Origin of the sequence: Catenuloplanes niger (assembly GCF_031458255.1) — a bacterium.
Lineage (GTDB): Bacteria > Actinomycetota > Actinomycetes > Mycobacteriales > Micromonosporaceae > Catenuloplanes > Catenuloplanes niger.
This window is the reverse complement of record NZ_JAVDYC010000001.1, coordinates 599,265-625,951: the sequence shown is the minus strand read 5'-3', so window position 1 is coordinate 625,951 and position 26,687 is coordinate 599,265. Positions and strand designations below refer to the sequence as shown.

The window sequence follows — 26,687 nt, the reverse complement described above, 5'->3', positions numbered from 1 at the left end:
ATGCCCGAATGGATCGAATACGCATCAACGGCAGGCTCGGCCGTTCGCTGACGGCGCTCGTCGTGATCGGCGCCGGTCTCGGCGTCGGTTTCCACCTCGCCGGCGGTGAGCCCGGCGCGTCCGCGGCCAGCACGCTGGTCTGGTCCGACGAGTTCGACGGCGCGGCCGGCACCGGCCCGGACGCCGCCAAGTGGAAGCACGACACCGGCGGCCACGGCTGGGGCAACGACGAACTGCAGAACTACACGGACAGCACGCGCAACGCGGCGCTGGACGGTGACGGCAACCTGGTGATCACGGCGCGCCGGGAGAGTTCCGGCGGCCGCGAGTACTCGTCCGCGCGGCTGCTGACCGCGGGAACGTTCAGCCGTGCGTACGGCCGGTTCGAGGCGCGGATCAAGCTGCCGGCCGGCCAGGGGATCTGGCCCGCGTTCTGGATGCTGGGCGACGGCCCGAGCGGGTGGCCGGACCGAGGCGAGATCGACATCATGGAGAACGTCGGCAAGGACCCGAACCGCGTGCACGGCACGATCCACGGGCCGGGCTACTCCGGCGGCGGTGCCAGCGGCGGTTCGGTGCTGCACGACGCGCCGCTCGCCGACGCGTTCCACACGTACGCGATCGACTGGTCCCCGGACCTGATCGTCTGGTACCTGGACGGCGTGGAGTTCAGCCGGAAGACGCCGGCCGACGTCGGCGGCAACCGGTGGGTCTTCGACCGCCCGTTCTTCATGATCCTCAACGTGGCGGTCGGCGGTCGCTGGCCGGGCAGCCCGGACGGTTCCACCCGGTTCCCGCAGACCATGGTGGTCGACTACGTCCGGGTCCACGAGAGCGGCGGCGACGACGGCGACGCGGCCGACCCGCCGGCCGAGGAGTCCCCGACCGCGAGCCCGGAGAACCCGGGCACCTCGCCGAGCCCGGACCCCTCACCGAGCCCGGACACCTCGGACGCACCCGACAATCCGGACACCCCGGACACCCCCGGCAACCCGGCCCCGCCCGCCGCGCAGGGTGTCGCGCTGACCGGGATGCAGTCCGGCCGGTGCGTCGACGTGCCCGGCGGCCAGTCCCGCGACGGCCTGCCGCTGCAGATCTGGGACTGTCTCCGCACCGACGCGCAGCGCTGGACGTTCACCGCGGACGGCACCGTGACCGCGCTCGGCAAGTGCCTGGACGTGGCCGGCGGCAACCCGGCCAACGGCACCACCATCCAGCTCGCGCACTGCAACGGCACCGGCTGGCAGCAGTTCGTGCTGACCGACGCCGGTGACCTGGTCAACCGCGCCGCGAACCGGTGCGTCGACGTGCGTGATCTCCACACCACCGCGGGCACGAAACTGCAACTCTGGGACTGCGCCGGCACCCCGAACCAGAAGTGGGTCGTCCGCTGACCGCCGCCGGCCCGCTCCGCCACCGGTGGAGCGGGCCGGCCCGCCGGTTTGAGTACCACTACTCACGCCCTGAGCTGCGGTTTCGAGCAGGCTGTGGTCCAGCGACGGCACCGGGCCGGCCGCACCGCACCCACGGAGATCCCCATGACGAACCCCGCCAAGCCCACCCCGGCCTTCATCGGCGCGTCCTGGGCCGCGCTGCTGCTCGGCATCGTCTGCTTCGCGATCGGACTGTGGAACGCGGGCATGACCCGCAGTGAGAAGGGCTTCTACGCCGCGGTCCTGATCATGGGGGTGTTCGCCGCGGTCTCCGTGCAGAAGTCGGTCCGCGACCGCGCCGAGGGCGTGCCGGTCTCCGCGCTCTACCTGGGCCTGTCCTGGCTGGTGATGGGCGCCGGCGTGGTGATGCTGGTGGCCGGCCTGTGGAACAGCGGCATGGCGCTCAGCGAGAAGGGCTTCTACGGCCTGGCGTTCGGCCTGACGCTGTTCGCCGCCGTGGCCGTGCAGAAGAACGTCCGGGACGGTCTCGCCGCCAAGGCCGCGGAGGCGCCGCCGGCCTACGTCATGCCGGAGGCACCGCAGGCGTACTACCCGCCGGCTCAGTGACCCGGCGCCGGCTGCGGGTCGCCTCGACCGGGTCGACCGCGCCGGCCGACCACTCCGCGGCCAGCGCCATGCTCTCCGCCCGCCCGGACGCCACGTGCGCGAACGCGAGCGCGGCCGCGCGCTCCGCCGCACCGGCCGCGATCGCCTCGTACAGTCCCCGGTGTTCGTCGCACTGCCGCACCGGATCCCGGCGCCGGGTCAGGTTGAACAACCACTGCGTGCGCGCGTCCAACGACCGCATCATCGCCGAGAGCAGCGGGTTTGCGGCCAGCGCGACCAGCTCACGATGAAACCGCGCGTTCGCCGCCGCGATCCCGGGGTCGTCGCCGACGGCGAGCGCGGCCCGGGCCGCGGCCATCGACGCGCGCAGCCCGGCCAGGCCGGCCGCGTCCGCCCGGTCCGCCGCCAGCCGGGCCGCCAGCGACTCCAGGCTCTCCCGCACGTCGAACAGGTCGCGGACGTCCCCGGCCGTGAAGTGCGCGACCACCACCCCCTGCCGGGGGACGCACACGACGAGCCCGTCGGTGCGCAACTGCTGCAGCGCCTCCCGCAGCGGGATGCGCGACACGGACAGCTCGGTCGCGAGATCGCGCTCGAAGAGCCGCTGCCCCGGCGGATACACCAGATCGACTATCCGCCGCCGCAGCTCGGCATACGCGCAGTCACGCAACGAGGTCATGACGACACGGTAGACGGTGAGACGGCGTCAACATATCGGCAACCGCCGATTAATAATCCGGACATGAACCCCACGGACCAGCGCCGGGTACGCCGATCGGCGCGCATCGGCGAGCCCGGTGCGCGCCGATCCGGTGGTGGCGTCGGGTGTGGCGATCGTCCGGGTGACCGGAAGCCGATCGCGGACACCCGGGGAGACCGGTCATCCTTGACGGATGACCGCCGCCATCCGCATCAGTGCACTGGGACCGCTACGCGTCTGGCGGGACGGGGTGCCGCAGTCGGTCGGGTCGCCGCAGCAGCAGGCCCTGCTGGCCGCGCTGCTGATCCGGGACGGGCGGGCCGCGTCGCTGGACGACCTGGTCGCGGCCGTCTGGGGCGAGGAGCTGCCGGACACCGCGACCGCGACCGCGCGCACCTACGTCTACCGGCTGCGGCGCCTCTTCGACGGCACCGTCGTCTCGATCCAGAGCCTGGGCCGGGGGTACGCGCTGGACGTCGCGGCGGCGTCGGTGGACGTGACCGCGTTCCACGCCGGCGTGGCCGCGGCGCACGAGCGGATGCGTGCCGGCGACGCGCCCGGCGCGGCCGAGCTGCTGACCGGCGCGCTGGCGCTGTGGGAGGGCGAGGCGCTGGCGGGGGTGCCGGGGCGGGCGGCGGAGGCGGCCCGGGTGCGGCTGGAGGACACCCGGGTCGCGGCGGAGGAACTGCTGTTCACGGCGCGGCTGGAGACGTCCGGTGCGAGCGCGGAGGAGCTGACCCGGCTGACCGAGCTGGTCGAGGCGTACCCGCTGCGCGAGGGTTTCCGGGCGCTGCTGATGCTCGCGCTCTACCGTCGCGGCCGGCAGGCGGAGGCGCTGGAGCTCTACCGGCGTGGGCAGGCGCTGCTGCGCGACGAACTGGCGCTCGATCCCGGGCCGGCGCTGCGCGACATGCAGCGGCGCATCCTGCGGGGCGACCCGGATCTGCTGACCGCCGGCGCCGGCGCCGGTCCGACGTACCTTCCGGCCGATCTTCCCGATTTCACCGGCCGGGTCGCGGAGCTGGCCGTGCTCACCGGTGCGCTGGTGCCGGGCGCGACCGTCGGGATCACCGCGCTGCCCGGGTTCGGGCGGACCAGCACGGCGGTGCACGCGGCGCACCTGCTGGCGGCCGAGTTCCCGGACGGCCGCCTCTACGCGGACCTGGCCGCGCCGGACGCGCTGGCCGAGACGCTGCTGACCTGGTCCAGGCTGTTCGGCGTGACCGGCGGCGAGCTGCCCGCGACCGTGACCGGGCGCGCCACGCTGCTGCGTACCGCGGCCGGTGACCGCCGCCCGCTGATCGTGCTCGACGACGTCGAGGACCCGGCGGACGTGACCGTGCTCCGGTCCGCGCTGCCGCGGGCGGCCGTGCTGCTCACGTCGCGGCGGCGGCACCACCGGCTGCCGGCCACCACCTGGTTGACGCTCGGCGGGCTGGCCGCCGACGAGGCGATGCGGTTGTTCGAGCGGGTCGCGGGCGCGGGCCGGGCCGCGTCCGACCCCGGCTGGGTGCGGCGGGCGATCGCGGCCATCGACGGCGCGCCGCTCTCGGTCCGGCTGACCGCGGAGCGGGTCGCGCGCCGGCCGCACCGGACCGTGCGGTCGCTCGTCGAGGAGCTCACGTCCGAGCTGCACGACCCGTACGCACCGCTGCACGACGACTGCATCATCGCGGAGGCGCCGATGGTCCGCGCGTACCGGCTGCTGCGCCCGCAGGTCGCGCGCACGCTGCGGTTCCTGACCGCGACCGCGGCCTGCGCCGCGACCGTGCCGGAGGCGGCCGCGATGCTCGGCACCACCGAGAACAACGCGCTGACCGCGCTCGACTCGCTGGTCGACCTGCACCTGGTGGTGGACGGTGCGGACGGGCGGTACCGGATCGTCGACCCGATGGTGCAGTCGGTGGCGCGGCGCATGCTGCACGAGACCGACGGCCGGGCCGAGATCGAGGCCGCGGTGCGGCGGGCGTTCAACCCACCACCACTGGAGATCATTCCCGCGCCGATCCGAGTGTGAACAGTGCGGTAAACCGGCCTTTCCGCACTCTGATCATCCGTACGGCGGCATAGTCTGCCGGGGTGACCACCGTTGACTTCTACTTCGATCCGGCCTGCCCGTTCGCCTGGATCACGTCCCGCTGGATCCTCGAGGTGCAGAAGCAGCGCGAGATCGACCTCCGCTGGCACGTGATGAGCCTGTACGTGCTGAACGAGGGCCGCGACCTCGACCCCGACTACCGGGAGACCGTGAACCGGTCGCTGGGCACCGTCCGCGTCGTCACCGCCGCCTGGCAGCGGCACGGCGACGCGGTGCTCGGCCCGCTCTACACCGCGCTCGGCACCCGCATCCACAACCAGGGCCGCAAGCGCGAGCTGGACACGGTCATCCCGGAGGCGCTCGCCGAGGTGGGCCTGCCCGCCGAGCTGGCCGCGGCCGCGGCCGGCGACGAGTGGGACGCCGCGCTCCGCAAGAGCCACCACGAGGGCATGGACCCGGTCGGCGACGACGTCGGCACGCCGACCATCCACATCAACGGCGTCGCGTTCTTCGGCCCGGTCCTGAACAGCATCCCGCGCGGCGCGGACGCCCTGCGGGTCTTCGACGGCGCGGTCGCGCTCGCCGGCTTCCCGAACTTCTTCGAGCTCAAGCGCACCCGCACCGGCGAACTCGACTTCGGCTGAGCCCGGGCGCCCGACACCCGCGGCCCGCGGCGGGATCCGGTCAGTTTTCGAGAAGTCCGGTTCCCGCCGCGCTGCCTAGCATGAAGGGGCAGGAGCTGCGGAAAGGAGCTGACCATGGCAGCGAAGAAGGACGACGGGTTCTCCGCCGAGGAGCGCGCGGCGATGAAGGAGCGCGCGGCCGAGCTGAAGCGGCAGAAGAACAGCGCGACCGCGGAGGCCGACCTGCTCGCGAAGATCGCCGAGCTGGACGACGTGGACCGCGCGCTCGCCGAGCGGGTGCACGCGCTGGTCAAGGAGCACGCACCGCACCTGACCGCGAAGACCTACTACGGCATGCCGGGCTGGGCCAAGGACGGCAAGGTGCTGGTGTTCCTGCAGCCGGCCGGCAAGTTCAAGACCCGCTACGCCACGCTCGGCTTCCAGGACGACGCCGCGCTGGACGACGGCGGCATGTGGCCCACCGCGTACGCGCTCACCACGCTCACCCCCGAGCACGAGACCGTGATCGCCGGGCTGCTCAAGCGGGCGGCGGCCTGAGCATCGCGTTGATCCGCTGCAGCACGTCGATCTGCGCCGGGTTGTACAGCTCGGCGATGCTGCGCAGCATGACCGGTGAGGTGAGCGGTCCGCCGTCGTCGCCGAGCGCGGCCAGCTCCGGGTGCGTCTCCCAGCCGAGCCGGATCTCCGGGGCGAACCGCTCGGCCAGGCTCTGCCGGGTCGCCTCGTCCGCGTCCGCGGGCAGCGTGTCGAACTCCACCGTCTCCGCGGAGCGGGGCTCCACGGGCAGGTCCCGCAGCAGGTTCATCGCCTCGGGGTCGAGGACCTGCGCGCTGATCATGAACAGTGCCCGGTCCGTGTCGGGCAGGCCCTCGGGGAACTCACCGAAACCGGCCGGCAGGTCCGCGAGGTGCGGCCGGCGCAGCGCCTCGGCCAGCTCCGCCCGCATCCGCTGCTGCCGTTCGATGCTCGCGGCCAGCTCCGCGTCGAGGGCGCGGAGCACCTGCTCCGCGCCCTCGACCGACTTCTCCATCGCGTCCATGTCGGCGAGCGAGACGCCGATGTCGATCAGGCGCCGGATCCGCAGCAGCCGGGTCAGGTGCGCCACCCGGTACCGCTTGTACCCGTTGGCCGCCCGCTCCGGTTCCGGCAGCAGCCCGATCCGGTGGTAGTACCGGACGGCCTTGACCGTCGTGCCGGCGATCTCGGCCAGTTCCCGGGTGCTCCAGCCGCCGCTGTTCCGCATTCCCGTATTCGACACCCTGTCCCAGGGACACGGTCAAGGATCAGCGTCCCGGGGACACGGTCGAGGATCAGCAGACGGTGTCCCGGGCCGGGAGGCGGCCGTCGGTCAGGTACGCGGTGGTGACGTTCAGCGCGCACGCGTCGCCGCCGAGCACGTAGACGCCGTGCCCGCTGCCGTTCACGGTCAGCAGCCGGGAGCCGGCGCCGAACGCGGACCGCAGCAGCCGGCCGCCGGCCAGCGGGGTGACCGGGTCGTGCCGGTTCTGCACGATCAGCACGTCGTTCGGGACGATCTCGACCGGTGCCTCGGACGGCTCCCACGGCCAGTAGGCGCAGGGCAGCACGTTGGCCGCGGCCGCGCCGTAGAGCGGGTACCGCTTGCGGTCCTCCGCCACGCCGCGCCGGTACGTGTCCAGGTCCTCCGGCCACTCCGTGTCGTTGCAGGAGACGCTGAGGAACACGGAGAGCGCGACGTCGAGCGGGTGCGGGCCCGGCGGCGTCTCCGGCGCGGGGGGCACCGAGCCGGGGATCAGGTACGTCTGCAGGATGATCGCGGTCCGCCCGTACGCGGCCTCGGAGAAGAGCCCGGCGAACACGACCGCGCGGAGCATCGCGCCGGTGGTCCCGTCCGGTGCCGGGGTCCGGTCCAGCCGCTCGACGAGCGCCAGGTAGGTCCGGCGCACCTGCTCCGGCGTGCGGCCCATCCCGTACGCGTCGTGCCGGTCCGCCAGCCACCGCGCGAAGTCCGGGAACGTCTCCTCGAAGCCGAGCGCGTACCGGCGCAGGCCCTCGCGGTTGAGGTGGCTGTCGCCGACGTTGCTGTCCAGCACGACGCGGTCGGCGGTGTCCGGGAACAGCGACGCGTACGCGGCACCCAGCGCCGAGCCGTACGAGAAGCCGAGGAAGCTGGCCTTCTCCTCGCCGAGCGCGATCCGCACCCGGTCCAGGTCACGGGCCGTGTTCGCGGTGGTCAGGTGGCGCAGTCGCGGGTTGGCCGCGCACCGGGCCGCGACCTTCTTCGCGATCTCCGCCTGAGCGACGACGGCCGCGTCGTCCGGCGCGTACGGCGGTATGTTGCCCTGGTACCCGTCGTCGGTGGTCAGTCCGCAGCCCATCGGCGTGGAGTGGCCGACGCCGCGGGTGTCCATGCCGATCAGGTCGTACGCGTTCGACACGCTGACCGGCAGCCCCTTGCCGACCAGGTCCGACGGGAGCCCGAGCCCGGAGCCGCCCGGACCGCCCGGGTTGGTCAGCAGGATGCCGCGCCGCTTCGCCGGGTTCGGGCCGGCCACCCGGGAGATCATGATCTCGATCTGCTCGCCGTCCGGATCGCCGTAGTCCAGCGGCACCGGCAGGGTCGCGCACTGCGCCGTCACCAACGGGTTGATCACCACGTCCACCGGGCACGCGGCCCAGGTCAGCGCCGGTGCGGCCGGGTCCGCCGCCGCCGGTGGCATCGCGATCAGCGCGCCGGCCGTGCCGAGCAGTGCCGCCAGCGCGGCCACCCGCCTTCGGTTCATTCCGATCCTCCTCTTTCGATCAGTTCGTCCCATCCGACACCGTGTCCTCGGGGCCGGGTCAAGCGACGGGCGTCGACGTGACCGCGCAGGCTACGTTTGCTCGGTGATCTTGTGGAGCGCTCCCGACCCCTCGCCCGCGCCACCGCCGTGGACACCGGCGCCGCAACCGGTGGAGCGGCGCGGTCGCGTCCTGGTCACGCCGTGGCTGCGCAGCGTGCTGCATCCGCGCCGGGGCGGGATCGAGGTCCCGGTACGCCCGCTCGCCGGGGTGGACGAGGCCTGGGCCGGGCTGCGCCACCACGTCTGGTCCGTCGACCGCATGCTGACCACGGAGAAGTCCGAGACGTCCCGGGTGTGGGACTACGTCACCTCGACCGCCGGCGAGGACCGCCGGCTCGGCGAGCGGCTGCTCGACCCGGTCGCCCGGACCGGCACCGCGGACGACGACCACGCGCTGGTCCGGGCCGTCCGGAACCGGTTCACCTGGCACGGCGGGCCGGTGGACGACTGGCTCGCCGACTTCCTCACCGCGGCGCACGGCCTGCCCGAGGCGGCCCGGCGGATCATCGGCGGCTTCGACAGCGACCTGCCGTACAGCGGGGTCGGCGTGTTCGGCCGGCTGCGCCAGCTGCTGGTCCTCGCGGATCACGCCGGGTACGCCGCCGCCCGCGACGCGATCCTGGACGCCCGCGACCGCCGGGCGCGCCACCTCGACGGCAGCCGGCTCGCGGACCTGTTCTGGGCCGTCACGTTCCTGCTGCCGATCGGCCCGGAGTCCGGCCCGGACGAGCGGGCCGCGCACGACGCCGCGCTGCGCGCCGTGGGCGAGTTCGGCAACGTCGACGTGCACGCGTCCGGGCTGGCCGCCGGCGACGTGGACACGGTCGAACGGTTCCTGGCGGCGAACCCGCGGGTCCGGCACGAGTTCTTCAGCCAGTCCGGCGGACGGCTCTACCTGGCGAGCCTGCTGGAGATCGCGGGGGAGGCGGCCGGGCCGATCCTGAGCCGCATGCGCCCGGCCTGGCCGTTCCACGACCACGAGCACTACAACGCGGTGTGGACCAGCCTGCTCACGCACGTCGACCACGACAGCACGCACGAGGTGCTGGGCGCGGACCGGAGCCTCCGCTTCGCACCGGTGACCGAGGACGGGGACGAGGCCGTACCGCCGGGGGTGCCGTTCGCCTATCGGCCGCCGCCGGCGGCGCACCCGGTGCTGCGCGAGCCGTTCGTGCCGGTCGAGCCGGAACTCGACTGGCGCGAGCACGAGCGGTCCGCGGCCGAGAACCTGAGCGTGTACGCGGACGCGGCACGGTGGGACGGCGTGCCGATCGGCGACTGCGACACCGCGCAGGTCACCGCGTGGCTGGAGCATCACGAGCACTGGGCGATCCCGACGCCGTTCACCGCGCTCGCGCTCGCGCCGCGCTGGACGCACGACCGGCTGATGGCGCTCGGCTTCGCCCAGCACTCCTACTGGGTGCGCTGGGCCCTGCCGCTGGTGCTGCTCCGGCACGGCGCGAGTCACGTGCCGGCGCTGGTGGCCGCGTTCGACGACCGGTCCGCCGTCGAGGCCGCGCTGGAAGCGGCGCAGCCGATCGGGCACACCGCGCTGGCCGGCCCGGTCGCCCGCGCGTTCGCCGGGCGCAAGCATCGCCGGCCGGCCCGCGCCTGGCTGCTGCGCCACCCCCGGCACGCCGCCGCCGGCCTGGTCGCGGCGTGGACGGCCGAACCGTCCGACCCGGCGCTCGGCCGCGCGCTGCGCTGGCTCGACGCGCAGGGCCACCGGGCGTTGCTGCTCGCGCAGGCGTCCTCGGCGGCGGACGACCTGCTCGCGCTGCTGGAGCTGGACCCGCTGGCCGCGCCCCGGGCCAGGCAACCGTCCATCCCCGGCTACCTGACCAGGACGCCGCTGCCCGGCATCCCACGCCCGGAGCAGAAGCTGCTGCTGGTGCACCTGGCCGCCTGCGACGCCGACCAGGTGCACCCGGGCGTGCTCGCCGCCCGGGGGCGCTTCCCCGCCGAGGACCGCGCCGCGTTCACCGACGCGCTGCTCGACCGCTGGCTGGCGGCCGGCACGCCACCCGCCGAGGCCTGGTGCCTGCACGCGACCGGCCTGCTCGGCGACGACACCGGCGCCCGCCGGCTCGCCACGCTCGCCCGGCAGTGGGCCGGCACCAGCGCGGCCGCCCGCGCGCAGACCGCGCTGGACGCGATCCGGCACCGGGGCACCGACGCCGCGCTGATCGAGCTGAGCCTGCTGGCCGAGCGCTCCCGTTTCCCCCGCTTCGCGGCCGTGGCCCGCGGTCACATCGAGGAGATCGCGGCGCTGCGCGGGCTCACCCCGGACGAGCTGGCGGACCGGATGGTGCCGGCCCTCGGCGCGGACACCGACCTGGGTGCGTACCGGCTCGCGTTCGACCACCGGGGGCTGCCGGTCGTCCGTGACCCGTCCGGGCGGGTGCTGGCGGACCTGCCCCGGAAGGCCGAGCTCGCCGAGGCCCGCGCGCGGCTGGCCGCGATCCGCCGGATCGCCCGGGCGTCCGCGTCGCTGCACGTCGCCCGCCTGGAACGGGCCATGCGCACCGGCCGCCGCATCCCGGTCGCGATCTTCCTGGACCGGTTCGCCACCCATCCGTGGATGACGCACCTGGCCCAGCGCCTGGTCTGGGGCGTGTTCGACGGCGACACGCTGACCGCCACCGTGCGGGTCGCCGAGGACGGCACGCTCGCCACCGTCGACGACGCACCGTTCGTGCCGGCGGCCTCGTCCGAGGTCACCGTCCTGCATCCGGTGTGGTTCGACCCGCGGCGGTGGACCGAGGTCTTCGCCGACTACGCGCTGCTGCAGCCGTTCCCGCAGCTCGACCGCCCGCGCCATCTCGACGCCGCCGCACCGGACCGGTTCGTCGGCCGGACCGTGAGCTACCCGGTGCTGCGCGGCCTGGAACGGTACGGCTGGACCCGGTGGTACGACGCGTCCACGGTCCGGATGGCGAAGCCGCTGCCCGGCGGCGGATGGGCGGTGCTGGACACCGACCCGGGCTGGCACGCGTCGGACACGGCCGGCTCCGCACCCGAGCAGACCGTGCGCGGGCTCGTGTTCTCCGGTGATGTCACGTTCGCCGGCCTGCCCCCGGTGGTCCGCTCCGAGCTGATCCACGATCTGCGCGTGCTGGACTGACGGCTATCGTCGAAGCCGATGGGCACGACGGTCGTGGTGGGCGCGGGCGCGGCCGGCCTCGCCACCGCGGTCCGGCTGCGCCGCCACGACCCGGTCGTGCTCGACGCCGGTGCCCGGGTCGGTGACAGCTGGCGGCACCGCTACGCCGGGCTGCGGCTGTTCACGCCGGCCCGCTTCTGCGCGCTGCCCGGCGTGCCGCTGCCCGGCGACCCGGGCGCGCACCCGGCCAAGGACGACTACGCCGACTACCTGGAGGCGTACGCGGACCGGCAGCGGATCGGCGTGCGGCTCGGCACCACCGTGCGGGCGCACCGATTCCGGGACGGCCGGCACCACCTGACGCTCGGCGACGGCGGGAGCCTGGTCGCGGACCGGCTGGTGTGGGCGGCCGGCGCGCACGCGGTCCCGGTGGTGCCGCCGTTCGCCGCCGCGCTGGACCCGGCGATCCACCAGGTCCACTCGGCCGCGTTCCGGGACGGCGCCGGGATCGGGGACGGCCCGGTGCTGGTGGTCGGGGCCGGGCAGTCCGGCGCCGACCTCGCGTCGCTGCTCGCGGCCACGCACCGCACCTGCCTGGCCGGGCCGCGCACCGGCACCGTGCCGCTCGCGGTGGCCCGCAGCCGGGCCGTGCGCGCGCTCTACCGGCTGCCGGTGCCGGGCGAGCGGGCCCGGCGGTTCCTGCGGCGGCGGGCCGGCCCGCTGGTGTGGCACACCGCGCGGTCGCTCGCCGCGGCCGGGGTCGTCCGGGTGCCCCGGGTGACCGGGGTGCGGGACGGGCTGCCGGTGCTCGCGGACGGGCGCGTGCTGCCGGTCGCCACCGTGGTCTGGTGCACCGGCCTGCGTCCCCGCCTCGACTGGCTGGACCCGCGCGCGGACGGCGTACCCTCGCTGGGTTTCGTGGGTCTGCCCTTCCAGCACACGCTCAGCTCCGGCACGCTCGGTGGCATGGCCCCGGACGCCGCCCGCGTGGCCCGGCGCCTGGGCCCGCACTGACCGGCCGGCCGATCACCCGGCCGTCCGTCACCGGCCGCAGTCGGCCGTCGGGCCCGGATCGGCCACCGGCGCGGCGGCGAAGGTCATCGGGTATCGCAGGGGGAACTCGTACGTGCGGCTCAGGCCGAGCGTGCGCACGCGCAGCGGCAGCGTGGTGATGTCCAGGTGGGCGTTGGTCAGCACCGGCCGGCACGCCAGGTCCAGCGACCAGTTCACGATCGCCTCGCCGCCCGGCGCCACCTCGATCCGGTCCACCGGCGGCGTCTCCGGCGCCACCCCGGCCGGCCCGGGCTGGAACGTGACCCGCTGGCCCGCCGTCCACGGCAGCTGCCCGCTCGTGTCCAGGCCGGTCAGCGTGACCGGAACCCGGCCCTCGTTGCGCACCGTGAACCGCGCCGACGCCACCGGCACCGGGCGCCCCCGGAGCAGCATGCGGGTGTCCTCGACGCCGTCGTTCGCCCAGGTGAACCCGGCCCCGGGGGACAGCATCGACCCCTCGGCCAGTCGCGGGCGTGCCAGCCAGGCGAACCCGGCAGCGCCCGCGGCCAGCGCCACCACCAGTGCCACCACGACCCGTCGCCTCATCACGTGATAATCGCGGACCGGCGCAATAGACTTCGCGGAATGGCTGGGCAAGCGCTTTCCGGATCCCCGATGGTCGTCGACGGCCAGCACCCGGTGCAGTCCGTCCTCCGCCTGTTGCGCCGCCGGCCCGGTCGGCTCACGCTCGCGCTCGGCGCGTTCATGCTGAAGGAGATCCCGCTCTGGTTCCTGCCGGTGATCACCGCGAAGATCATCGACATCGTCGCGCGCGGCGGGCCGGCCGGCGCGGTGCTCGTCTGGTTCGCCGTCGCCACCGTGCTGCTGGCGCAGAACTACCCGAACCACCTGCTCTACACCCACCACTTCATGCGCGTGGTGCGCGACACCGGCGCCGGGCTGCGCAACGCGCTCGCCGCCCGCCTGCAGAGCCTGTCGATAGGGTTCCACACCCGGGCCAGCTCCTCGATCGTTCAGAACAAGGTGGTCCGCGACATCGAGAACATCGAGCTGATGCTCCAGCAGGTCACCCACCCGCTGCTCTCCGCGGTCATGGTGCTGACCGGCGCGACCGCGATGACCGCGCTCATGGTCCCCGAGTTCCTGCCGGTCTACCTGCTCACCGTGCCGCTTGCGCTGCTCGTCCGGCACACCGTGGCCCGCCGCGCCCGGGTCCGCAACGAGCGCTTCCGCCGCGAGATGGAGGGCTTCGCGGCCCGGGTCGGCGAGATGGCCTCGCTCATCCCGGTCACCCGCGCGCACGGCCTGGAGCAGACCGCGGTCACCCGGGTCGCCGACGGCGCCGAGGGCGTCCGCCGGGAAGCGCTCCGCCTCGACATGCTCAACGGCCACACCGCGTCCATGTCCTGGGTCACCATGCAGTTCCTCGGCGTCGCCTGCCTGATGCTCGCCGCGGTCTTCTCGCTCACCGGCACGCTCCCGATCACGCCCGGCGAGGTGGTGCTGCTCTCCAGCTACTTCGCGCTGCTCACCCAGGGCCTGATCCAGCTGCTCGGCCTGCTCCCGGTCGCCGCCCGCGGCGTCGAGTCGGTCCGCTCGATCGCCGAGGTGCTCCAGGAACCCGACCTCGAACAGAACGAGGGCAAGCGCGTCGTCCGCTCGGTCACCGGCCGGATCACGCTGTCCGGGGTGTCCTACCGCCACCCCGGCGCCACCACGGACTCGCTGCACGACATCGACCTGGACATCCGGCCGGGGGAGACCGTCGCGTTCGTCGGCCCGTCCGGCGCCGGCAAGTCCACCGTGCTGAACCTGGTGCTCGGCTTCCTGCGCCCGACCGGTGGCCGGATCCTGCTCGACGGCACCGACATGCAGGACCTCGACCTGCGTACCGCGCGGCGCTTCGTCTCCGTCGTACCCCAGGAGTCGGTGCTCTTCGAGGGCACCATCCGGGACAACGTCACCTACGGCCTCGACCGGGTCTCCGACGACCGCCTCCGGCAGGCCCTCCGGGACGCCCACGCGCTCGACATCGTCGACGGCCGGCCCGACGGCTGGGACACCGTCGTCGGCGAACGCGGCGCCCGCCTGTCCGGCGGCCAGCGCCAGCGCATCGCCATCGCCCGCGCGCTCGTCCGCGACCCGCGCGTGCTCCTGCTCGACGAGGCCACCAGCGCGCTCGACCCCGAATCCGAGGCCCGGGTCAAAGCCGCGCTGTCCCGCCTGATGAGCGGCCGCACCACGCTCGTGGTCGCGCACCGCCTCTCCACCATCCGCCGCGCCGACCGGATCGTGGTGCTCGACGAGGGCCGCGTCGCCGAGATCGGCACCCACGCCGAGCTGCTCTCCCGCCGCGGCCGCTACGCCGCCCTGTACGCCGCGCAGGCCGGCTGAAACCCCTACGGACAGCGACATTCCCGCTTCCGGCGTGGTCACCTACCCAGTGCTCCCGCGGGCACCGGTCGGCCGCGGGCAGCCTCCCTGCACGATCCGTCGCGGGTCACCGAAACCCCCGTGCGCGCCGCCGGCCGGGCCGTGAACCGGCCGGTGGCGCGTGCCGGGCTCAGCGGACCAGCGTCACCACGCCGGTGTCCAGGTCGTAGCGGGCGCCGACCACCGCGGTCTCACCGGACTCGACGCGCTCGCGGATGATGTCGCTCCGCTCGAGGATCGCGGCGGCCTGGGCGCGGATGTTCGCCTGCACCGCCTGCTCCACGCCGTCCGGCGCGGACGCGTACGGCGCGACGATCGGCCGCAGCGCCTCCACGATGGACGCTATGTGCCCGGGCGCGGAGCCACCGGTGTTGACGGCGTTGATGGTGGCGCTGATCGCGCCGCACCGCTCGTGGCCGAGGACCAGGATCAGCGGCGGGGCGAACTCCTCCACCGCGTACTCCATGCTGCCGAGCAGCAGGTCGTCGACGATGTTGCCGGCCACCCGGTCGTCGAACAGGTCGCCGATGCCCTCGTCGAAGAGCAGCTCCGGCGAGACCCGGGAGTCGGCGCAGCCGAGCAGGACGGCCCACGGGTGCTGGCCGGCCGCCACCTCGTGCAGCCGGGCGATCGTCTGGTGCGGGTGCCGGGCCCGCCCGGTGGTGAAGCGCCGGTTGCCGGCGAGCAGCCGGCGCACGGCCGCGGTCGGCGTGGTGGGCGCCGGATCCGCGGGCGGGGCGGCGGAGGCGGCGGCCGGAATCGCGAGCGCGCCGGCCGCGACGCCGCCCGCGGTGAGCAGGGTGCGGCGGCGCAAGGTGGTGTGCGACATCCAGGAACTCCTGTACCGACAGACTGTAGGACACAGGCATTCTTCGCTCTGATGCCGGTGGATGTCAGTCCCTGGCGCTGCGACGCGCCCCACATCCGCGCGCCGTGTGCGGGCGCTGACCGACGGCGACCGGCGGTGCGAACGTCAGGAGCGGCGCGTCATCACGAACGTCCAGACCGCCACCGCGATCACCACCCCGGCGACGAACTCGCCGATCAGGAACAGCCCGCTGACCAGCCAGTGACGATCCAGGTTCCCCACCAGCACCTCGACCACCGTGACGGTCACGAACACGCTGCCGATCAGCAGGATCAGCGGTACCGGACGTTGCGGCTGGCCATCGGCGGACATCCGCCCACGATAACGCCCACCGCGCCGCGGAACCCGTGCGCCCCGGGCCGTCGGTCGGCACCCCGACACCACGGCCGCCGAAAGGCGCATATCGTCAACGGCATGCTCGTGACCGCGCTGAACCTCCTGCTCACGGCCGCGGCGCTGGTCGGGTTCCTGGCACTGCGCCGCCGCTGGAAGGCCGCCGACCGCGCCATCGCCGAGGCCGAGGCCGGTCACGCCCGCCTCGACCGGCAGCGCTACCGCCGGCGCCTCCGCGACCCGCACGGCAACTGACCGGCCGCGGGTGGCGTCTACGACGCGCCCAGCGGCTTCGCGGGCATGGCGCCGCCGACCAGCTGGTTCGCGGGGTCGGCGAGGTCGGGTTCGCCGCACCGGCGCGCCCAGCGTTCCGCGTCGTCGTGCGGGTAGTAGCCGATGGCGAGGCCGCCGGTGGTGGACCACCAGCGGCGGGTGTTGGCGGAGACACCCCAGACGAGGCGCCAGCCGGTCGCGGTCAGCGCGGCCTCGACCAGGCGGGCGGCGTCGTCGGGGGAGAGCCAGGTGGACAGGTCCCGGGGTGCGGCCGGGCGGTCGCAGCAGGTGCCGATGCGCAGGCAGATGACGTGCAGGCCGTGGCGGTCGTGGTAGAGCCGGCCGAGGTGCTCCATCGCGGCCTTGCTCCAGCCGTAGTACGAGTCCGGGCGGGCCGGTACGTCGTCGGCCAGGCCGCCCGGCCCCGCGTCGGCGCGCGAGTAGAGGCCGGCGGCGTGATTGCTGGAGGCGAGGACGACGCGGGGGACGCCGGTGCGCACGGCGGCGGCCAGGACCCGTTCGGTGCCGCGGACGTTGACCGCGAGCACGTCCTCGAACGGGCCCTCGCCCGCGATGCCGCCCAGGTGCAGGATCGCGTCGGCGCCGGCGCAGGCCTTCTCGACCGCGGCCGCGTCCGTCACGTCGAGCTCGTCGATGCCGTCGCCGGCCCGTACGTCGGTCAGCCGCAGCTCGTGGTGGGCCAGCCGGGGCCGCAGCATGTGCCCGATCGCCCCGGCCGCGCCGGTCATCAGAATGGTCGCCATACCGACCGGATGCCCAGCCAGCCGCCGCCGAACCGTCACCCGGCCGCGGACCACCCGGCCGCGGGCCGCTTTGTCGCGGGCCGCTTGGTCGCGGCCGGCCCGGTCGGCGGGCCGGCGCCCCGGCGCGGGCTGCCCGGGGCGTGGGCCGCCGGTGTGCCGGGTCCGGTCAGCCGGCGCCGAACCAGCGGGTCAGCGAGTCGCGCAGGCCGGGCTGGTCGTCGCCGGCCCAGGCGACGTGGCCGTCCGGCCGCAGGAGCACCGCGGGCGCGGGCAGGTCGGCGGCCGCGTCGACGACGTGGTCCACCCGGTCGGTCCACCCGGTCACGGACAGCGTCCCGGTCCGGTCGACCAGCAGCCCGCGGCCGCCGCGCAACCGCTCGTACAGCCGCCCCTCGGACATCGGCGTGTCCGGCAGGTGCCGGCCGACCAGCGGCGCCGCCGAACCGAAGTCGTACCGCACCCCGATCGCGGTGATCTTCTCGAGCAGGAAGCGGTTCACCTCCTCGAAGTCCATCAGCTCGGTGACCAGCCGGCGTACCGCCAGCGGCCCGGGTTCCAGCGACATCAGCGTCATCTGCGCGCGCGTGTTGTCCAGCACGTCCGCCGCGACCGGCCGCCGCTCGGCCTGGTAGCTGTCCAGCAGCTCGTCCGGCGCCCATCCGTGGATCGTGGCCGCGAGTTTCCAGCCCAGGTTGTGCGCGTCCTGCAGGCCCAGGTTGAGGCCCTGCCCACCGGCCGGCGGGTGGACGTGCGCGGCGTCGCCGGCCAGCAGCACCCGCCCGGTGCGGTACCGTTCCGCCAGCCGGGTCGCGTCGCCGAAACGGGACAGCCAGCGCGGCGAGTGCGCGCCGAAGTCCGTACCCGCGACCGCCCGCAGTTGCTCCGTGAACTCCTCGAAGGACGGAGCGGACGCGGAGACGCCGGCGGCCGGTACGCCCACCCGGTAGCCGCCATCGGCCAGCGGCATCAGCCCGAACCGCAGCTGCGTCCGGCGCACCTCCTCGTTCGCGGCCGCGATCGTCTCCGCCGACGCGGTGACCTCCATCTCGCCGATGAGCGTGTCGATCCGGCTCGGCTCGCCCGGGAAGCCGACACCGAGCAGCTTGCGCACGGTGCTGCGGCCACCGTCGCAGCCGGCCACGAACCGTGCCCGCAACCGCTCACCGGTGGCCAGTTCCACGTCCACCCCGGAGTCGTCCTGCGCGAGCCCGCGTACCTCGCACCCGCGCCGGATCTGCGCGCCGAGCGAGGCGGCCCACTCGGTCAGCAGCCGGTCGGTGATCGGCTGCGGGATGCCGAGCACGTACGCGTGCGCGCTGTCCAGCCGTTCCGGCGCCGGCTTGCGGATGCCGGCGAAGAACCCGCCGAGCGGGTGCCGGGTGCCGTGCGCGAGGAACCGGTCCAGGATCCCGCGTTGGTCCAGGATCTCGATGCTGCGCGCGTGCAGCCCGAGCGACCGCACGATCGGCGACGGCTCCGCGTCCCGCTCCAGTACCACCACGTTCACGCCGTGCAGCCGCAGCTCCGCCGCCAGCATCATGCCGGTCGGCCCACCCCCGGCAACGATCACATCGATCATGACAAACCCCCAGTTCAGGAGCCATTCTGGGGGACGCCCCGGGGCTTGCGGCAAGACCGGGGGTGCGATATACGTTGAGAGTGGCGGGGAGGTCGTGCCGTCACACAGTCGCCGTCACACAGTCGCCGTCGCGCCGATCGCACCCGTGCCGATCGCTGTCGCGCCGATCGTTGTCGCGCCGATCGCCGCCAGCAGGTCCAGTTTGCCGCGCGCGTCCGTGCCCGGCTGTGGCGTGCAGACCACCACGTGCAGGTTCGAGCCGCCGATCGCCAGCACATGCGACCGCACCGCGATCTCGCCGACGTCCGGGTGCTCCACCACCTTCGACGCGGACTGATGCTCCGCCACCGACTGCGACTCCCACAGCACCCGGAACCGCGGCACCCGCCGCAGCCGGTCGACCAGCGCGGCCACCGCTGGATCGTGCGGATACCGGCTCGTCGTCGCGCGCAGGTCCGCGACCAGCGACCCCTCGAACGCGACCCGTTCCGCCGGGGTCTGCCGCACCCGCGTCGGCACGTCGCAGAACTGCATCACCAGCGCGTTGCGGTCCGCGGCCGGCAGCACGCTGAGGTCGCCGAACACGGCCGCGTGCAACGGATTCCAGTGCAGCAGCTGCCAGCACGCGTCGTAGATCGCGACCGGGTCGTGGGCCAGTTCGTCCAGCACCCGGTGCAGGCTCTCCGGGATCAGCCGCGGCACCCGGTCCGGGTCGGCCGCGTGCCCGGCCAGGCGCAGCAGGTGCGCCTGCTCGTCGTCGCCGAGCTGCAGCGCGCGGGCCAGTGCCGCGCAGACCTGCGCGGACGGCGTGGCGGCGCGGCCCTGTTCGAGCCGGACCACGTACTCGACCGAGATCCCGGCCAGCACGGCCAGTTCCTCGCGGCGCAGCCCGGCGACCTGACGGGGTGAGGTGCGCGGCAGGCCGGCCGCGGCCGGGTCGAGCCGGTCCCGCCAGGCGCGCAGCGCGGTACCGAGATCGTTCATGCCTACCATGCTGCCGCAGCGGCGGCGTACCGGCCTGGTATCAGCTGTACCAGGACGATCCGTAGCTCCCGTGATCCGGCCCGCGGCAGCAGCATCGACGCCGTGAACGACAGCCTTGAACTTGCGAAAGACCTTGTCCTGACCCGGATCGGCTACGGCGCGATGCAGCTGGCCGGGCCGAACGCGTTCGGCCCGCCACGGGACCGTGCGGAGGCGGTGCGGGTGCTGCGCACCGCGGTCGAGCTCGGCGTCACGCACCTGGACACCAGCGACTTCTACGGCCCGGCGGTGACCAACGAGATCATCCGCGAGGCGCTGCACCCGTACCCGGGGAGTCTGCGGATCGTCACGAAGGTCGGCTTCCGCCGCGGCCCGGACGGCAGCTGGGACCCGTGGCCGCACGACCTGCGCGCCCAGGTGCACGCCAACCTGGAGCACCTGGGCGTGGACACGCTCGACGCGGTCAACCTCCGGGTGGCCGGTCCCGGCTCGCTCGCCGAACCGTTCGGCGAGCTGGCCGCCATGCGTGACGAGGGCCTGATCCGGCACCTCGGCGTGTCCAACGTGACCGCCGGCCAGGTGGCCGAGGCCCGCGCGATCGCCCCGGTCGTGTTCGTCCAGAACCTCTACAACCTGGCGGTACGCCACGACGACGCGCTGATCGACGCGCTCGCCGCGGACGGCATCGGTTTCGTGTCCTTCTTCCCGCTCGGCGGCTTCAGCCCGTTGCAGTCCGCCGTGCTCGACGAGGTGGCCGCGTCGCTCGGCGCGACCCCGCAGCAGACCGCGCTCGCCTGGCTCCTCCAGCGCTCGCCCAACATCCTGGTCATCCCGGGTACGTCGTCGGTCGCCCACCTGCGGGAGAACATCGCCGCCGCCGGCCTGACCCTGCCCGCCGACGCCGTCGCGCGGCTCGGCGGGCAGACCCCTCCTCAGTAGTGGCGCGGCTGCGCGCCCTGCCCCCGGTGCCGTGGGCGAACAGGACGTCGATCCGGCTGCCGCCGGGCGTGGTGTGACCGCCGCGCAGGCAGGTGCACGCCGTGGTGCCGGTCAGGTCGCAGGCACGGCACATCTGCCGTACGCCGGCGATGCGGTGTTGCTCCTGGTGCGGGAGCCACCGCGTGCACGTTCGTCCGTTGTGGACGTAACTCGAAGCGCGGAGCGCCGAGTCGCGACGGAAGGTGCGGTCACCGCCGGTTCTTGACCGATCGGTCCACCATCATTATTGTGGACCCGACGGTCAATAACGGTATGCGTCTACGTCGGGGAGATCTCGTGGGTCAGCTGAATGGAAGAACCGCCCTGGTCACGGGTGGCAGCACGGGCATCGGGCTGGCCACCGCGCGGCGCTTCGTCGCGGAGGGGGCCCGGGTCTGGGTGACCGGCCGCCGCCAGGCCGAGCTCGACGCCGCGGCCACGCTGCTCGGCGACCGGGCGACGACCGTCCGCAGCGACATCTCCGACCTCGACGACCTCGACCGGTTGTTCGCCCGCATCGGCGCGGACGGCAACGGTCTGGACATCCTGTTCGCCAACGCCGGCGGGGGCAGCGCGCTCGCGACCATCGACGCGCTCACCCCGGAGAATTTCGATCGGACCTTCGGCACCAATGTGCGCGGCACCGTCTTCACGGTGCAGAAGGCGCTCCCGTTGCTGGCCGACGGCGGCAGCATCGTGATCACCGGGTCCAGCAGCGCCAGCCGGGGCAACCCCGGGTTCGGCGACTACTCGGCCTCCAAGGCCGCCGTTCGCCAGTTCGTGCGGGTCTGGGCGACGGAACTGGCGCCCCGGCGGATCCGCGTGAACGTGGTCGTCCCCGGCCCGACCAACACCCCGGGACTGCGCGGCATCGCCCAGGAGCCCGCGCACGTCCAGCCCCTGCTGGACGCGATGGCCGGCACCGTGCCGCTCGGCCGGGTCGCCGACCCCGCCGAGATCGCTGCCGCCGTCCTCTTCCTGGCGTCCGATGAGTCGAGCTACGTGACGGGGAGCGAGCTGTTCGCCGACGGCGGCGAGGTGCAGACGTTCACGGCGGCCTGACCCGGCCGCTGTGGACCGAATGGTCAAGAACTGGCTAGAGTGCTCGGATGGCACGACCACGGCAGTTCGACGAGCAGACGGTGCTGGCCGCGGTCCGCGACCAGTTCTGGGCCACCGGTTACGCGGCGACCTCGCTGGACGATCTCCTTCGCGTCACCGGTCTCGGCAAAGGCAGCCTCTATGCCGCGTTCGGCGACAAGCACCGGCTGTACATGCGGGTGCTCGGCGACTACGTCGAAGCCACGCACGGCGCGCTGCGGGCCATGCTGGCCGGCAGCCCGCGGGCGATCGACGGTCTCCGTCGCTATCTGACCGCTCCCGCGGAGGATCCCAGCGGTGCCGGCGCACGCCGGGGGTGCTTCCTGGCCAACAGCACCAGCGAGATGGCCGCCGCCGACGCCGACGTGCTGGCGGCGTCCGGTGGCGCCTTCGAGGAGCGGACCGGCATCCTCGCCGAGGCCGTGGCGCGGGCGCAACGGGAGGGCGACTTCCCTGCCGGCGCCGACCCGCGGGAGGCCGCCCGCGTCATCGTGGCCGCGCAGCAGGGCATCGTCTTCATGGGCCGGACCGGCGTCGACGTCGACACATTGCGTGCGACCGCCGAGGTCCTCGCCGACCGGATCCTGCCCGGGGTGGATCCCTCGCCCGGTGCGGGGGCGAGGCGGCGGCGGGCGTAGTGAGTTCGTGCCCGGTGCCGGCGTCGGTGGGTTGACCGGCGCGAACGACGGGCGGCCCGGCGGTCGTCGCCGGGCCGCGCGTGTGCGACGGTCAGGAAGGCATCCGGCTGGACGGGATCGACCACTCGGAGCGGTTGCGGCCGAGGAAGCTGATCACCCAGCGGAACATCGCCGTGGTCCGGTTGCGCGCGCCGGCCAGGTAGAAGACGTGCACGCCCAGCCAGAGCAGCCAGCCGACGGGGCCGCCGAGGTTCAGCGGGCCGATGCCGGCGACCGCGTTCCACCGGGACACCACGGCCATGTTGCCCTTGTCGAAGTAGGAGAACGGCTTGCCCTCGGGCTTGCCGGCGAGGCGGCGCGCGATGGCCCGGCCGGCGTACGTGCCGCCCTGCATCGCCACCTGCGCCACGCCGGGCAGCCGGTTGAGCGTGCCGGACTCGCCGACCACGAAGATCTCCGGGTGGCCGGGCACGGTCAGGTCCGGCGCGACCAGGATGCGGCCGCCGCGGTCGGTCTCCGCGCCGGTGGCCTCCGCGAGCCGGCGGCCGAGCGCGGTACCGGCCACGCCGGCGGCCCAGATCTTGACGGCCGCGTCGATGCGCTCCGCGCCGTCCGTGGTCTCGATCTTCACGCCGTCCGCGTCCACGTCGACGACCTTGGTGCCGAGCCGCACCTCGACGCCGATCTTCCGCAGCCGCTTGGCCGCCTTGGCCGACAGCGGCTCGCGGAACGTGGGCAGCACCCGGTCGACCGCGTCCAGCAGCACCACCCGGGCCGAGGCCGGGTCGATGTTGCGGTACCGGCCGCGCAGCGTGCGGGTGGCTATCTCGGAGATCGAGCCGGCCAGCTCCACGCCGGTCGGGCCGCCGCCGACGATCACGAAGGTGAGCAGCCGCGCCCGCTCCTCCGGGTCGGTGGCCACCTCCGCGGCCTCGAACGCGCCGAAGACGCGGCCGCGCAGGTCCAGCGCGTCGTCCAGCGTCTTCATGCCGGGCGCGTGCTCGGCGAAGCCGTCGTTGCCGAAGTACGACTGGGTGGCACCGGCCGCGACGATGAGCGTGTCGTAACCGACCGTGTACGCACCGCCGGGGCCGGTCGCGGTGACGGTCTTCGCGTCCGGGTCGACGTCGGTGACCCAGCCGAGCCGCACCTCGGTGTTCTTCTGCTTGCCGAGCAGTTCACGGACCGGCGTGGCGACCTCACCGGGGGAGAGGACACCGGTCGCGACCTGGTAGATCAGCGGCTCGAACACGTGGTGGTTGGTGCCGTTGATGACGGTGACCTTGACCGGGGCCTTGCGCAGCGCCCGTGCCGCGTAGATTCCACCGAAACCGGCGCCGACGATGACGACCCTGTGTTCCGCGTTCTGTGTCATTCTCCACGCTCCCGTTCCATCCTGATCAACGGACAGTCGTGGGTGTGGAGTCCCGTTTCCGGCGGTGGCGATGCTCACCGAAAGATCTTGTCCAGGGACGTCACGAACGAGACCTCTGTACCGTCACACGGGTTACGCACAGCCCGTTGTCACGGATATGCCGCGTCGGACACTAGCTGATCGAGGACTCAGCCTCGGAGGCGGGCTCATGTTTGAGCACGGTGGCCGGGGTTCGGGGCGCCGGCGTCCCCACTCCGCGGCCCGGCCGTGCCGGACGCGCGGCGGCGCCTGGCCCACCCGGCCGCGACGGCCGCGATCAGCGCGGCCGACGCCAGGCCCTGACCGGGGGAGAGGCTCCACGCGGCGCCGGTCGCGGCGGCGGGCGCGACCACGACCGCACCCTCGTCGCCGACGACCACCGGCGGTGCCGGCGTGACGTCGACGCGCGCCTGGATCCGTACCCGGGAGAAGGTGGCGACCCGGACGGTGAAGCGGTGACTCTGGCCGGGCAGCAGCTCCGGCACCGGCTCGTGCGCGCGCCCGCCCGGCACCCGGGGGAACGGCCCGGTCACCGTGACCGCGGCGGCCGCGCGCAGCCGCACGTTGCCCTCGTTGCGGACGACCGCCTCCACCGTCACGTCCGGCCGCCCGAACGGGTTCCAGCCGCCCGGATGCGCCACGCTCACCAGCGACGCGGTCAGCCGGGGCCGCAGCGCGCCGGCGACCCGCAGGTGGATCCGGCTGCCCACACGGCGTTCCACGGCCACGCCGGCCGCACCACCGGCCGGGCCCGGCGCGCGCCACGCGGCCACGATGCCGGCCGCGTGGTCGCCCGGCGTCGCGTCCGCCGGCACCGTGACCGTGAACGGCACCACCACGCGCCCGCCGCCGGGCACGGTCACGTCCGTGCGGTCCAGGCGCACCCACGTGCCGGCGCCGGTCGACGGGACGCCGGCCGGCAGCAGGTCGAAGCCGCGCGCCACGCCCACGTCCGCGTCCGCGGCGTAGACCGTGAGCCGCAACGGCTCCGGCGCCGGATTGCTGATCGCGACGTGGTCCCGCAGCACGGTGCCCGGGTCGAGCCGGTGTGCGAACGCGGCGCGCCCGTCCGGCCCGGCCGCGGACGACGGGGCGACACCCCAGGTCAGGGGCGCATCAGCGGGTACGGCGGGCAGCAGCAGCAACAGCACGAGAACGGCGTGCGTGGCCATGGTGGATCTCTTTCGGGCAGGCGGTCGCGGCGGCATCGAGGGCCGCCGCGACCGGACTTCTAGATGACGGACAGGGTCAGCAGCGACGTGTAGGTGCCGGGCGGCAGCTCGACCGGCGCCCGCAGGGTCAGGCCCGCGTCCAGCACCGCCCGTCCCCGCCCGGCCGTGTCGGCGGAACCGAGCACCCGCGGCCCGTTCAGCCCGGTGACGGCCGCGCCCGGCGACACGGTCATGCCGTCGCCCTGCTCCACCACGCGCGGCGTCCAGCCGAGCCCGGCGCTGTCGAACCGGGTGCCGTCCGGCGCCACGAAGTCACTGGCCCGCGCGGAGACGTTCCAGCCCGCCCCGCCGGTACGGGTGTCGGTGACGCTGACCGCGCCCAGTTCGCCGGCCGCGACCAGGCCGGTCGCGGTCTCGTCCAGCGTCAGGTCGCTCAGCACCACGTCCCGGTCCTCCGGCGCGACGCTGAGGAACAGCCCGCCGGCGTCCTCACCCAGCGTGGTGGTGATGGACTTGGTGCCGGCCGGCCCCTGCCCGTGGTCGTCGACGTGGATCGTGACCGGCGCCGACTCCAGCGCCGGCGTGGCCGAGCGCACCGTGACCTGCATCCCGTCGTGGTTCGGGCCGACCACGAACGCGTAGTGCGCGGTGGTCGCGCCGGCCACCGCCGTCCAGTCCGCGTCCGCTGAGTCGCGGATCAGCCACTGCACGCCGGTCAGCTCCGCCGCCGGCACCGCGGCCGCGGTCAGCTGCGCGGTGCCGCCGGTGTGGTAGTGCCCGGCCACGCCGAGCACGTGCAGGCCCTCCTGCTCCGGCAGCGCCGGCGTCACCCGGATCTCGCGCGGCTCCGACTGCGCGAGCACCCGGCCGTCCGCGTCGAGCAGGCTGACCCGCAGCTGCCCGCCGTCCCACATGTCCCAGGCCGCGAAATCGTAGGTGGGCACCGGATGGTCGCCGCCCCAGTCCAGCCACATCCACTTCAGCACGCCGTCCAGATCGACGGCCTGGATGTAGTACGACCACCGGTACGTGACCACCCGCGGGTCCGGGGTGTGGTGCGCGGTCAGCGGGTACGTCCCGTCCTCGGTGAACGTGTCCCGCCAGCCGCCGATCGTCACCTCCCCCGCGCCCGGCTCGTCCGGCAGCGTCTCGCCGACGAAGAACGTGTAGGTCGCGGGCGGCGCCGTGACCGTGGACCCGTCCGCCAGCGTGGCGGTCGCGCCCACGGTCAGCGTGTACTCCCCGGGCGCGGAGAAGCCCCAGTTCGCGTGGTCGTGCGTGTACGTGGCGGCGGTGTCGAACGCGTCCGGCAGCCCGTCACCGGAGTTCACCTTGACGGCCGGCCCGGTCAGCCCGTTCTGCCACAGCGCGAACCGGCCCGGCCCGTCCACCCGGCTGACCTCGAAGCGCACCCGGCTGCCGGGCCCCAGCACGTCCCGGGCGATCCGCTCGGTCGCCCAGCCCGCGAAGAGCTGGCCGGAGATTTGTGTCTGCGGCATCACCCAGACGTCCTGCCCCGCGGTGGCGAAGCCGGGCAGCGCCGCCTCCAGCCCGTCCGGTGCGGTCGTCCGCCCGGCGTCCCGGACGTGCAGGACCACGTCGGCGGGGGAGCGGTCGACGGCCGCGCCCGCGCCGGTGCCGTCGTGCACCACCAGGCGAAGGCCGTCGTCGAACCGGGCGTCGAAGACGTCGACGTGCCCGTCCGCGAGAACCGTCCTCCCGGGGTACGGCCCCGCGTGGGCCGGTGCGGCGAACACCGCACCGGCCGGTACGGCGAGCGCGACGGCGGCGCACAGCACCGCTCGCCGCGTTCTGGTTCTGAACATGCG

Annotated in this window: 24 protein-coding genes; 12 read left to right on the top strand and 12 right to left on the bottom strand. The window is 74.2% G+C overall.

The window, feature by feature from the left end:
• Positions 1 to 8 precede the first annotated feature (8 nt).
• A complete protein-coding gene (locus tag J2S44_RS02775) occupies positions 9 to 1,394 on the top strand; it encodes a family 16 glycosylhydrolase (RefSeq protein ID WP_310408762.1) in 1,386 nt (461 codons plus the stop codon).
• 144 nt (positions 1,395 to 1,538) lie between these two features.
• Positions 1,539 to 2,000 (top strand): inner membrane protein YiaA, encoded by a 462-nt coding sequence (yiaA, locus tag J2S44_RS02770; protein WP_310408760.1) that lies wholly within the window; start codon positions 1,539 to 1,541, stop codon positions 1,998 to 2,000.
• Here the strand turns inward: yiaA and J2S44_RS02765 are convergent.
• A complete protein-coding gene (locus J2S44_RS02765; protein ID WP_310408758.1) occupies positions 1,957 to 2,679 on the bottom strand; it encodes a GntR family transcriptional regulator in 723 nt (240 codons plus the stop codon). The genes yiaA and J2S44_RS02765 overlap by 44 nt on opposite strands.
• A gap of 214 nt (positions 2,680 to 2,893) precedes the next feature.
• Between J2S44_RS02765 and J2S44_RS02760 the strand changes: the two genes are divergently transcribed.
• The 3 genes from J2S44_RS02760 (at position 2,894) to J2S44_RS02750 (ending at position 5,919) form a co-directional block, all read left to right on the top strand.
• Complete coding sequence (locus tag J2S44_RS02760; protein WP_310408756.1) at positions 2,894 to 4,717, top strand: AfsR/SARP family transcriptional regulator; 1,824 nt, start codon at positions 2,894 to 2,896, stop codon at positions 4,715 to 4,717.
• Between the two features lie 62 nt (positions 4,718 to 4,779).
• Positions 4,780 to 5,382: a mycothiol-dependent nitroreductase Rv2466c family protein gene (locus J2S44_RS02755; RefSeq protein WP_310408754.1), complete on the top strand. Its 603-nt coding sequence runs from the start codon at positions 4,780 to 4,782 to the stop codon at positions 5,380 to 5,382.
• 114 nt (positions 5,383 to 5,496) lie between these two features.
• Positions 5,497 to 5,919, top strand: coding sequence for an iron chaperone (locus J2S44_RS02750; protein ID WP_310408753.1), 423 nt, complete (start codon positions 5,497 to 5,499; stop codon positions 5,917 to 5,919).
• Here J2S44_RS02750 and J2S44_RS02745 read toward each other — a convergent pair.
• Both J2S44_RS02745 and J2S44_RS02740 read right to left on the bottom strand, forming a co-directional pair.
• Positions 5,900 to 6,625, bottom strand: a complete 726-nt coding sequence (locus J2S44_RS02745) for a helix-turn-helix domain-containing protein (RefSeq protein WP_310408752.1) — start codon at positions 6,623 to 6,625, stop codon at positions 5,900 to 5,902. The two genes, J2S44_RS02750 and J2S44_RS02745, sit on opposite strands and share 20 nt — an antisense overlap.
• A 67-nt stretch (positions 6,626 to 6,692) precedes the next feature.
• Positions 6,693 to 8,144 carry an alpha/beta hydrolase gene (locus tag J2S44_RS02740; RefSeq protein WP_310408749.1) on the bottom strand — a complete coding sequence of 484 codons (1,452 nt, stop codon included), beginning with the start codon at positions 8,142 to 8,144 and terminating at the stop codon, positions 6,693 to 6,695.
• 103 nt (positions 8,145 to 8,247) lie between these two features.
• Here J2S44_RS02740 and J2S44_RS02735 point away from each other — a divergent pair, with 103 nt between their 5' ends.
• Together J2S44_RS02735 and J2S44_RS02730 are read left to right on the top strand one after the other, a co-directional pair.
• A complete protein-coding gene (locus J2S44_RS02735) occupies positions 8,248 to 11,328 on the top strand; it encodes a DUF4132 domain-containing protein (RefSeq protein WP_310408747.1) in 3,081 nt (1,026 codons plus the stop codon).
• A gap of 18 nt (positions 11,329 to 11,346) precedes the next feature.
• Positions 11,347 to 12,321: a flavin-containing monooxygenase gene (locus tag J2S44_RS02730; RefSeq protein ID WP_310408745.1), complete on the top strand. Its 975-nt coding sequence runs from the start codon at positions 11,347 to 11,349 to the stop codon at positions 12,319 to 12,321.
• Positions 12,322 to 12,348: 27 nt separating this feature from the next.
• Here the strand turns inward: J2S44_RS02730 and J2S44_RS02725 are convergent, their stop codons facing one another.
• A complete protein-coding gene (locus J2S44_RS02725; RefSeq protein ID WP_310408743.1) occupies positions 12,349 to 12,906 on the bottom strand; it encodes a hypothetical protein in 558 nt (185 codons plus the stop codon).
• Positions 12,907 to 12,945: 39 nt separating this feature from the next.
• On the opposite strand from J2S44_RS02725, the gene J2S44_RS02720 reads away from it, so the two are divergent.
• Positions 12,946 to 14,715 (top strand): ABC transporter ATP-binding protein, encoded by a 1,770-nt coding sequence (locus tag J2S44_RS02720; RefSeq protein ID WP_310408741.1) that lies wholly within the window; start codon positions 12,946 to 12,948, stop codon positions 14,713 to 14,715.
• A gap of 169 nt (positions 14,716 to 14,884) precedes the next feature.
• Here the strand turns inward: J2S44_RS02720 and J2S44_RS02715 are convergent, their stop codons facing one another.
• Together J2S44_RS02715 and J2S44_RS02710 are read right to left on the bottom strand one after the other, a co-directional pair.
• Positions 14,885 to 15,583 carry a carbonic anhydrase gene (locus J2S44_RS02715; RefSeq protein WP_310408739.1) on the bottom strand — a complete coding sequence of 233 codons (699 nt, stop codon included), beginning with the start codon at positions 15,581 to 15,583 and terminating at the stop codon, positions 14,885 to 14,887.
• Positions 15,584 to 15,727: 144 nt separating this feature from the next.
• Positions 15,728 to 15,934: a hypothetical protein gene (locus J2S44_RS02710; RefSeq protein ID WP_310408737.1), complete on the bottom strand. Its 207-nt coding sequence runs from the start codon at positions 15,932 to 15,934 to the stop codon at positions 15,728 to 15,730.
• Between the two features lie 102 nt (positions 15,935 to 16,036).
• Between J2S44_RS02710 and J2S44_RS02705 the strand changes: the two genes are divergently transcribed.
• Positions 16,037 to 16,210 (top strand): hypothetical protein, encoded by a 174-nt coding sequence (locus tag J2S44_RS02705; RefSeq protein WP_310408736.1) that lies wholly within the window; start codon positions 16,037 to 16,039, stop codon positions 16,208 to 16,210.
• A gap of 17 nt (positions 16,211 to 16,227) precedes the next feature.
• Here J2S44_RS02705 and J2S44_RS02700 read toward each other — a convergent pair whose 3' ends face one another.
• From J2S44_RS02700 to J2S44_RS02690, 3 genes are all read right to left on the bottom strand, one after another.
• Positions 16,228 to 16,992: an NAD-dependent epimerase/dehydratase family protein gene (locus J2S44_RS02700; RefSeq protein WP_310408734.1), complete on the bottom strand. Its 765-nt coding sequence runs from the start codon at positions 16,990 to 16,992 to the stop codon at positions 16,228 to 16,230.
• A gap of 166 nt (positions 16,993 to 17,158) precedes the next feature.
• On the bottom strand, positions 17,159 to 18,571 hold the full coding sequence (gene rox / locus J2S44_RS02695; protein WP_310408732.1) for a rifampin monooxygenase: 1,413 nt from the start codon (positions 18,569 to 18,571) through the stop codon (positions 17,159 to 17,161).
• Positions 18,572 to 18,685: 114 nt separating this feature from the next.
• The gene (locus J2S44_RS02690) at positions 18,686 to 19,555 is read right to left on the bottom strand and encodes a helix-turn-helix domain-containing protein (protein ID WP_310408730.1); all 870 of its coding nucleotides are present in this window, start codon (positions 19,553 to 19,555) and stop codon (positions 18,686 to 18,688) included.
• A gap of 102 nt (positions 19,556 to 19,657) precedes the next feature.
• Here J2S44_RS02690 and J2S44_RS02685 point away from each other — a divergent pair, with 102 nt between their 5' ends.
• The 3 genes from J2S44_RS02685 to J2S44_RS02675 all read left to right on the top strand — a co-directional run bounded on the left by J2S44_RS02685 (position 19,658) and on the right by J2S44_RS02675 (position 22,272).
• On the top strand, positions 19,658 to 20,494 hold the full coding sequence (locus J2S44_RS02685) for an oxidoreductase (protein WP_310408728.1): 837 nt from the start codon (positions 19,658 to 19,660) through the stop codon (positions 20,492 to 20,494).
• 336 nt (positions 20,495 to 20,830) lie between these two features.
• The gene (locus J2S44_RS02680; RefSeq protein WP_310408726.1) at positions 20,831 to 21,595 is read left to right on the top strand and encodes an SDR family NAD(P)-dependent oxidoreductase; all 765 of its coding nucleotides are present in this window, start codon (positions 20,831 to 20,833) and stop codon (positions 21,593 to 21,595) included.
• 47 nt (positions 21,596 to 21,642) lie between these two features.
• Positions 21,643 to 22,272, top strand: a complete 630-nt coding sequence (locus J2S44_RS02675) for a TetR/AcrR family transcriptional regulator (protein WP_310408725.1) — start codon at positions 21,643 to 21,645, stop codon at positions 22,270 to 22,272.
• A 91-nt stretch (positions 22,273 to 22,363) separates the two neighbouring features.
• Here J2S44_RS02675 and J2S44_RS02670 read toward each other — a convergent pair whose 3' ends face one another.
• From J2S44_RS02670 to J2S44_RS02660, 3 genes are all read right to left on the bottom strand, one after another.
• A complete protein-coding gene (locus tag J2S44_RS02670) occupies positions 22,364 to 23,647 on the bottom strand; it encodes an NAD(P)/FAD-dependent oxidoreductase (RefSeq protein ID WP_310408724.1) in 1,284 nt (427 codons plus the stop codon).
• A gap of 206 nt (positions 23,648 to 23,853) precedes the next feature.
• Positions 23,854 to 24,858, bottom strand: coding sequence for a DUF916 domain-containing protein (locus J2S44_RS02665; RefSeq protein WP_310408722.1), 1,005 nt, complete (start codon positions 24,856 to 24,858; stop codon positions 23,854 to 23,856).
• A gap of 59 nt (positions 24,859 to 24,917) precedes the next feature.
• Positions 24,918 to 26,684, bottom strand: coding sequence for a choice-of-anchor M domain-containing protein (locus J2S44_RS02660; protein ID WP_310408720.1), 1,767 nt, complete (start codon positions 26,682 to 26,684; stop codon positions 24,918 to 24,920).
• Positions 26,685 to 26,687 lie beyond the last annotated feature (3 nt).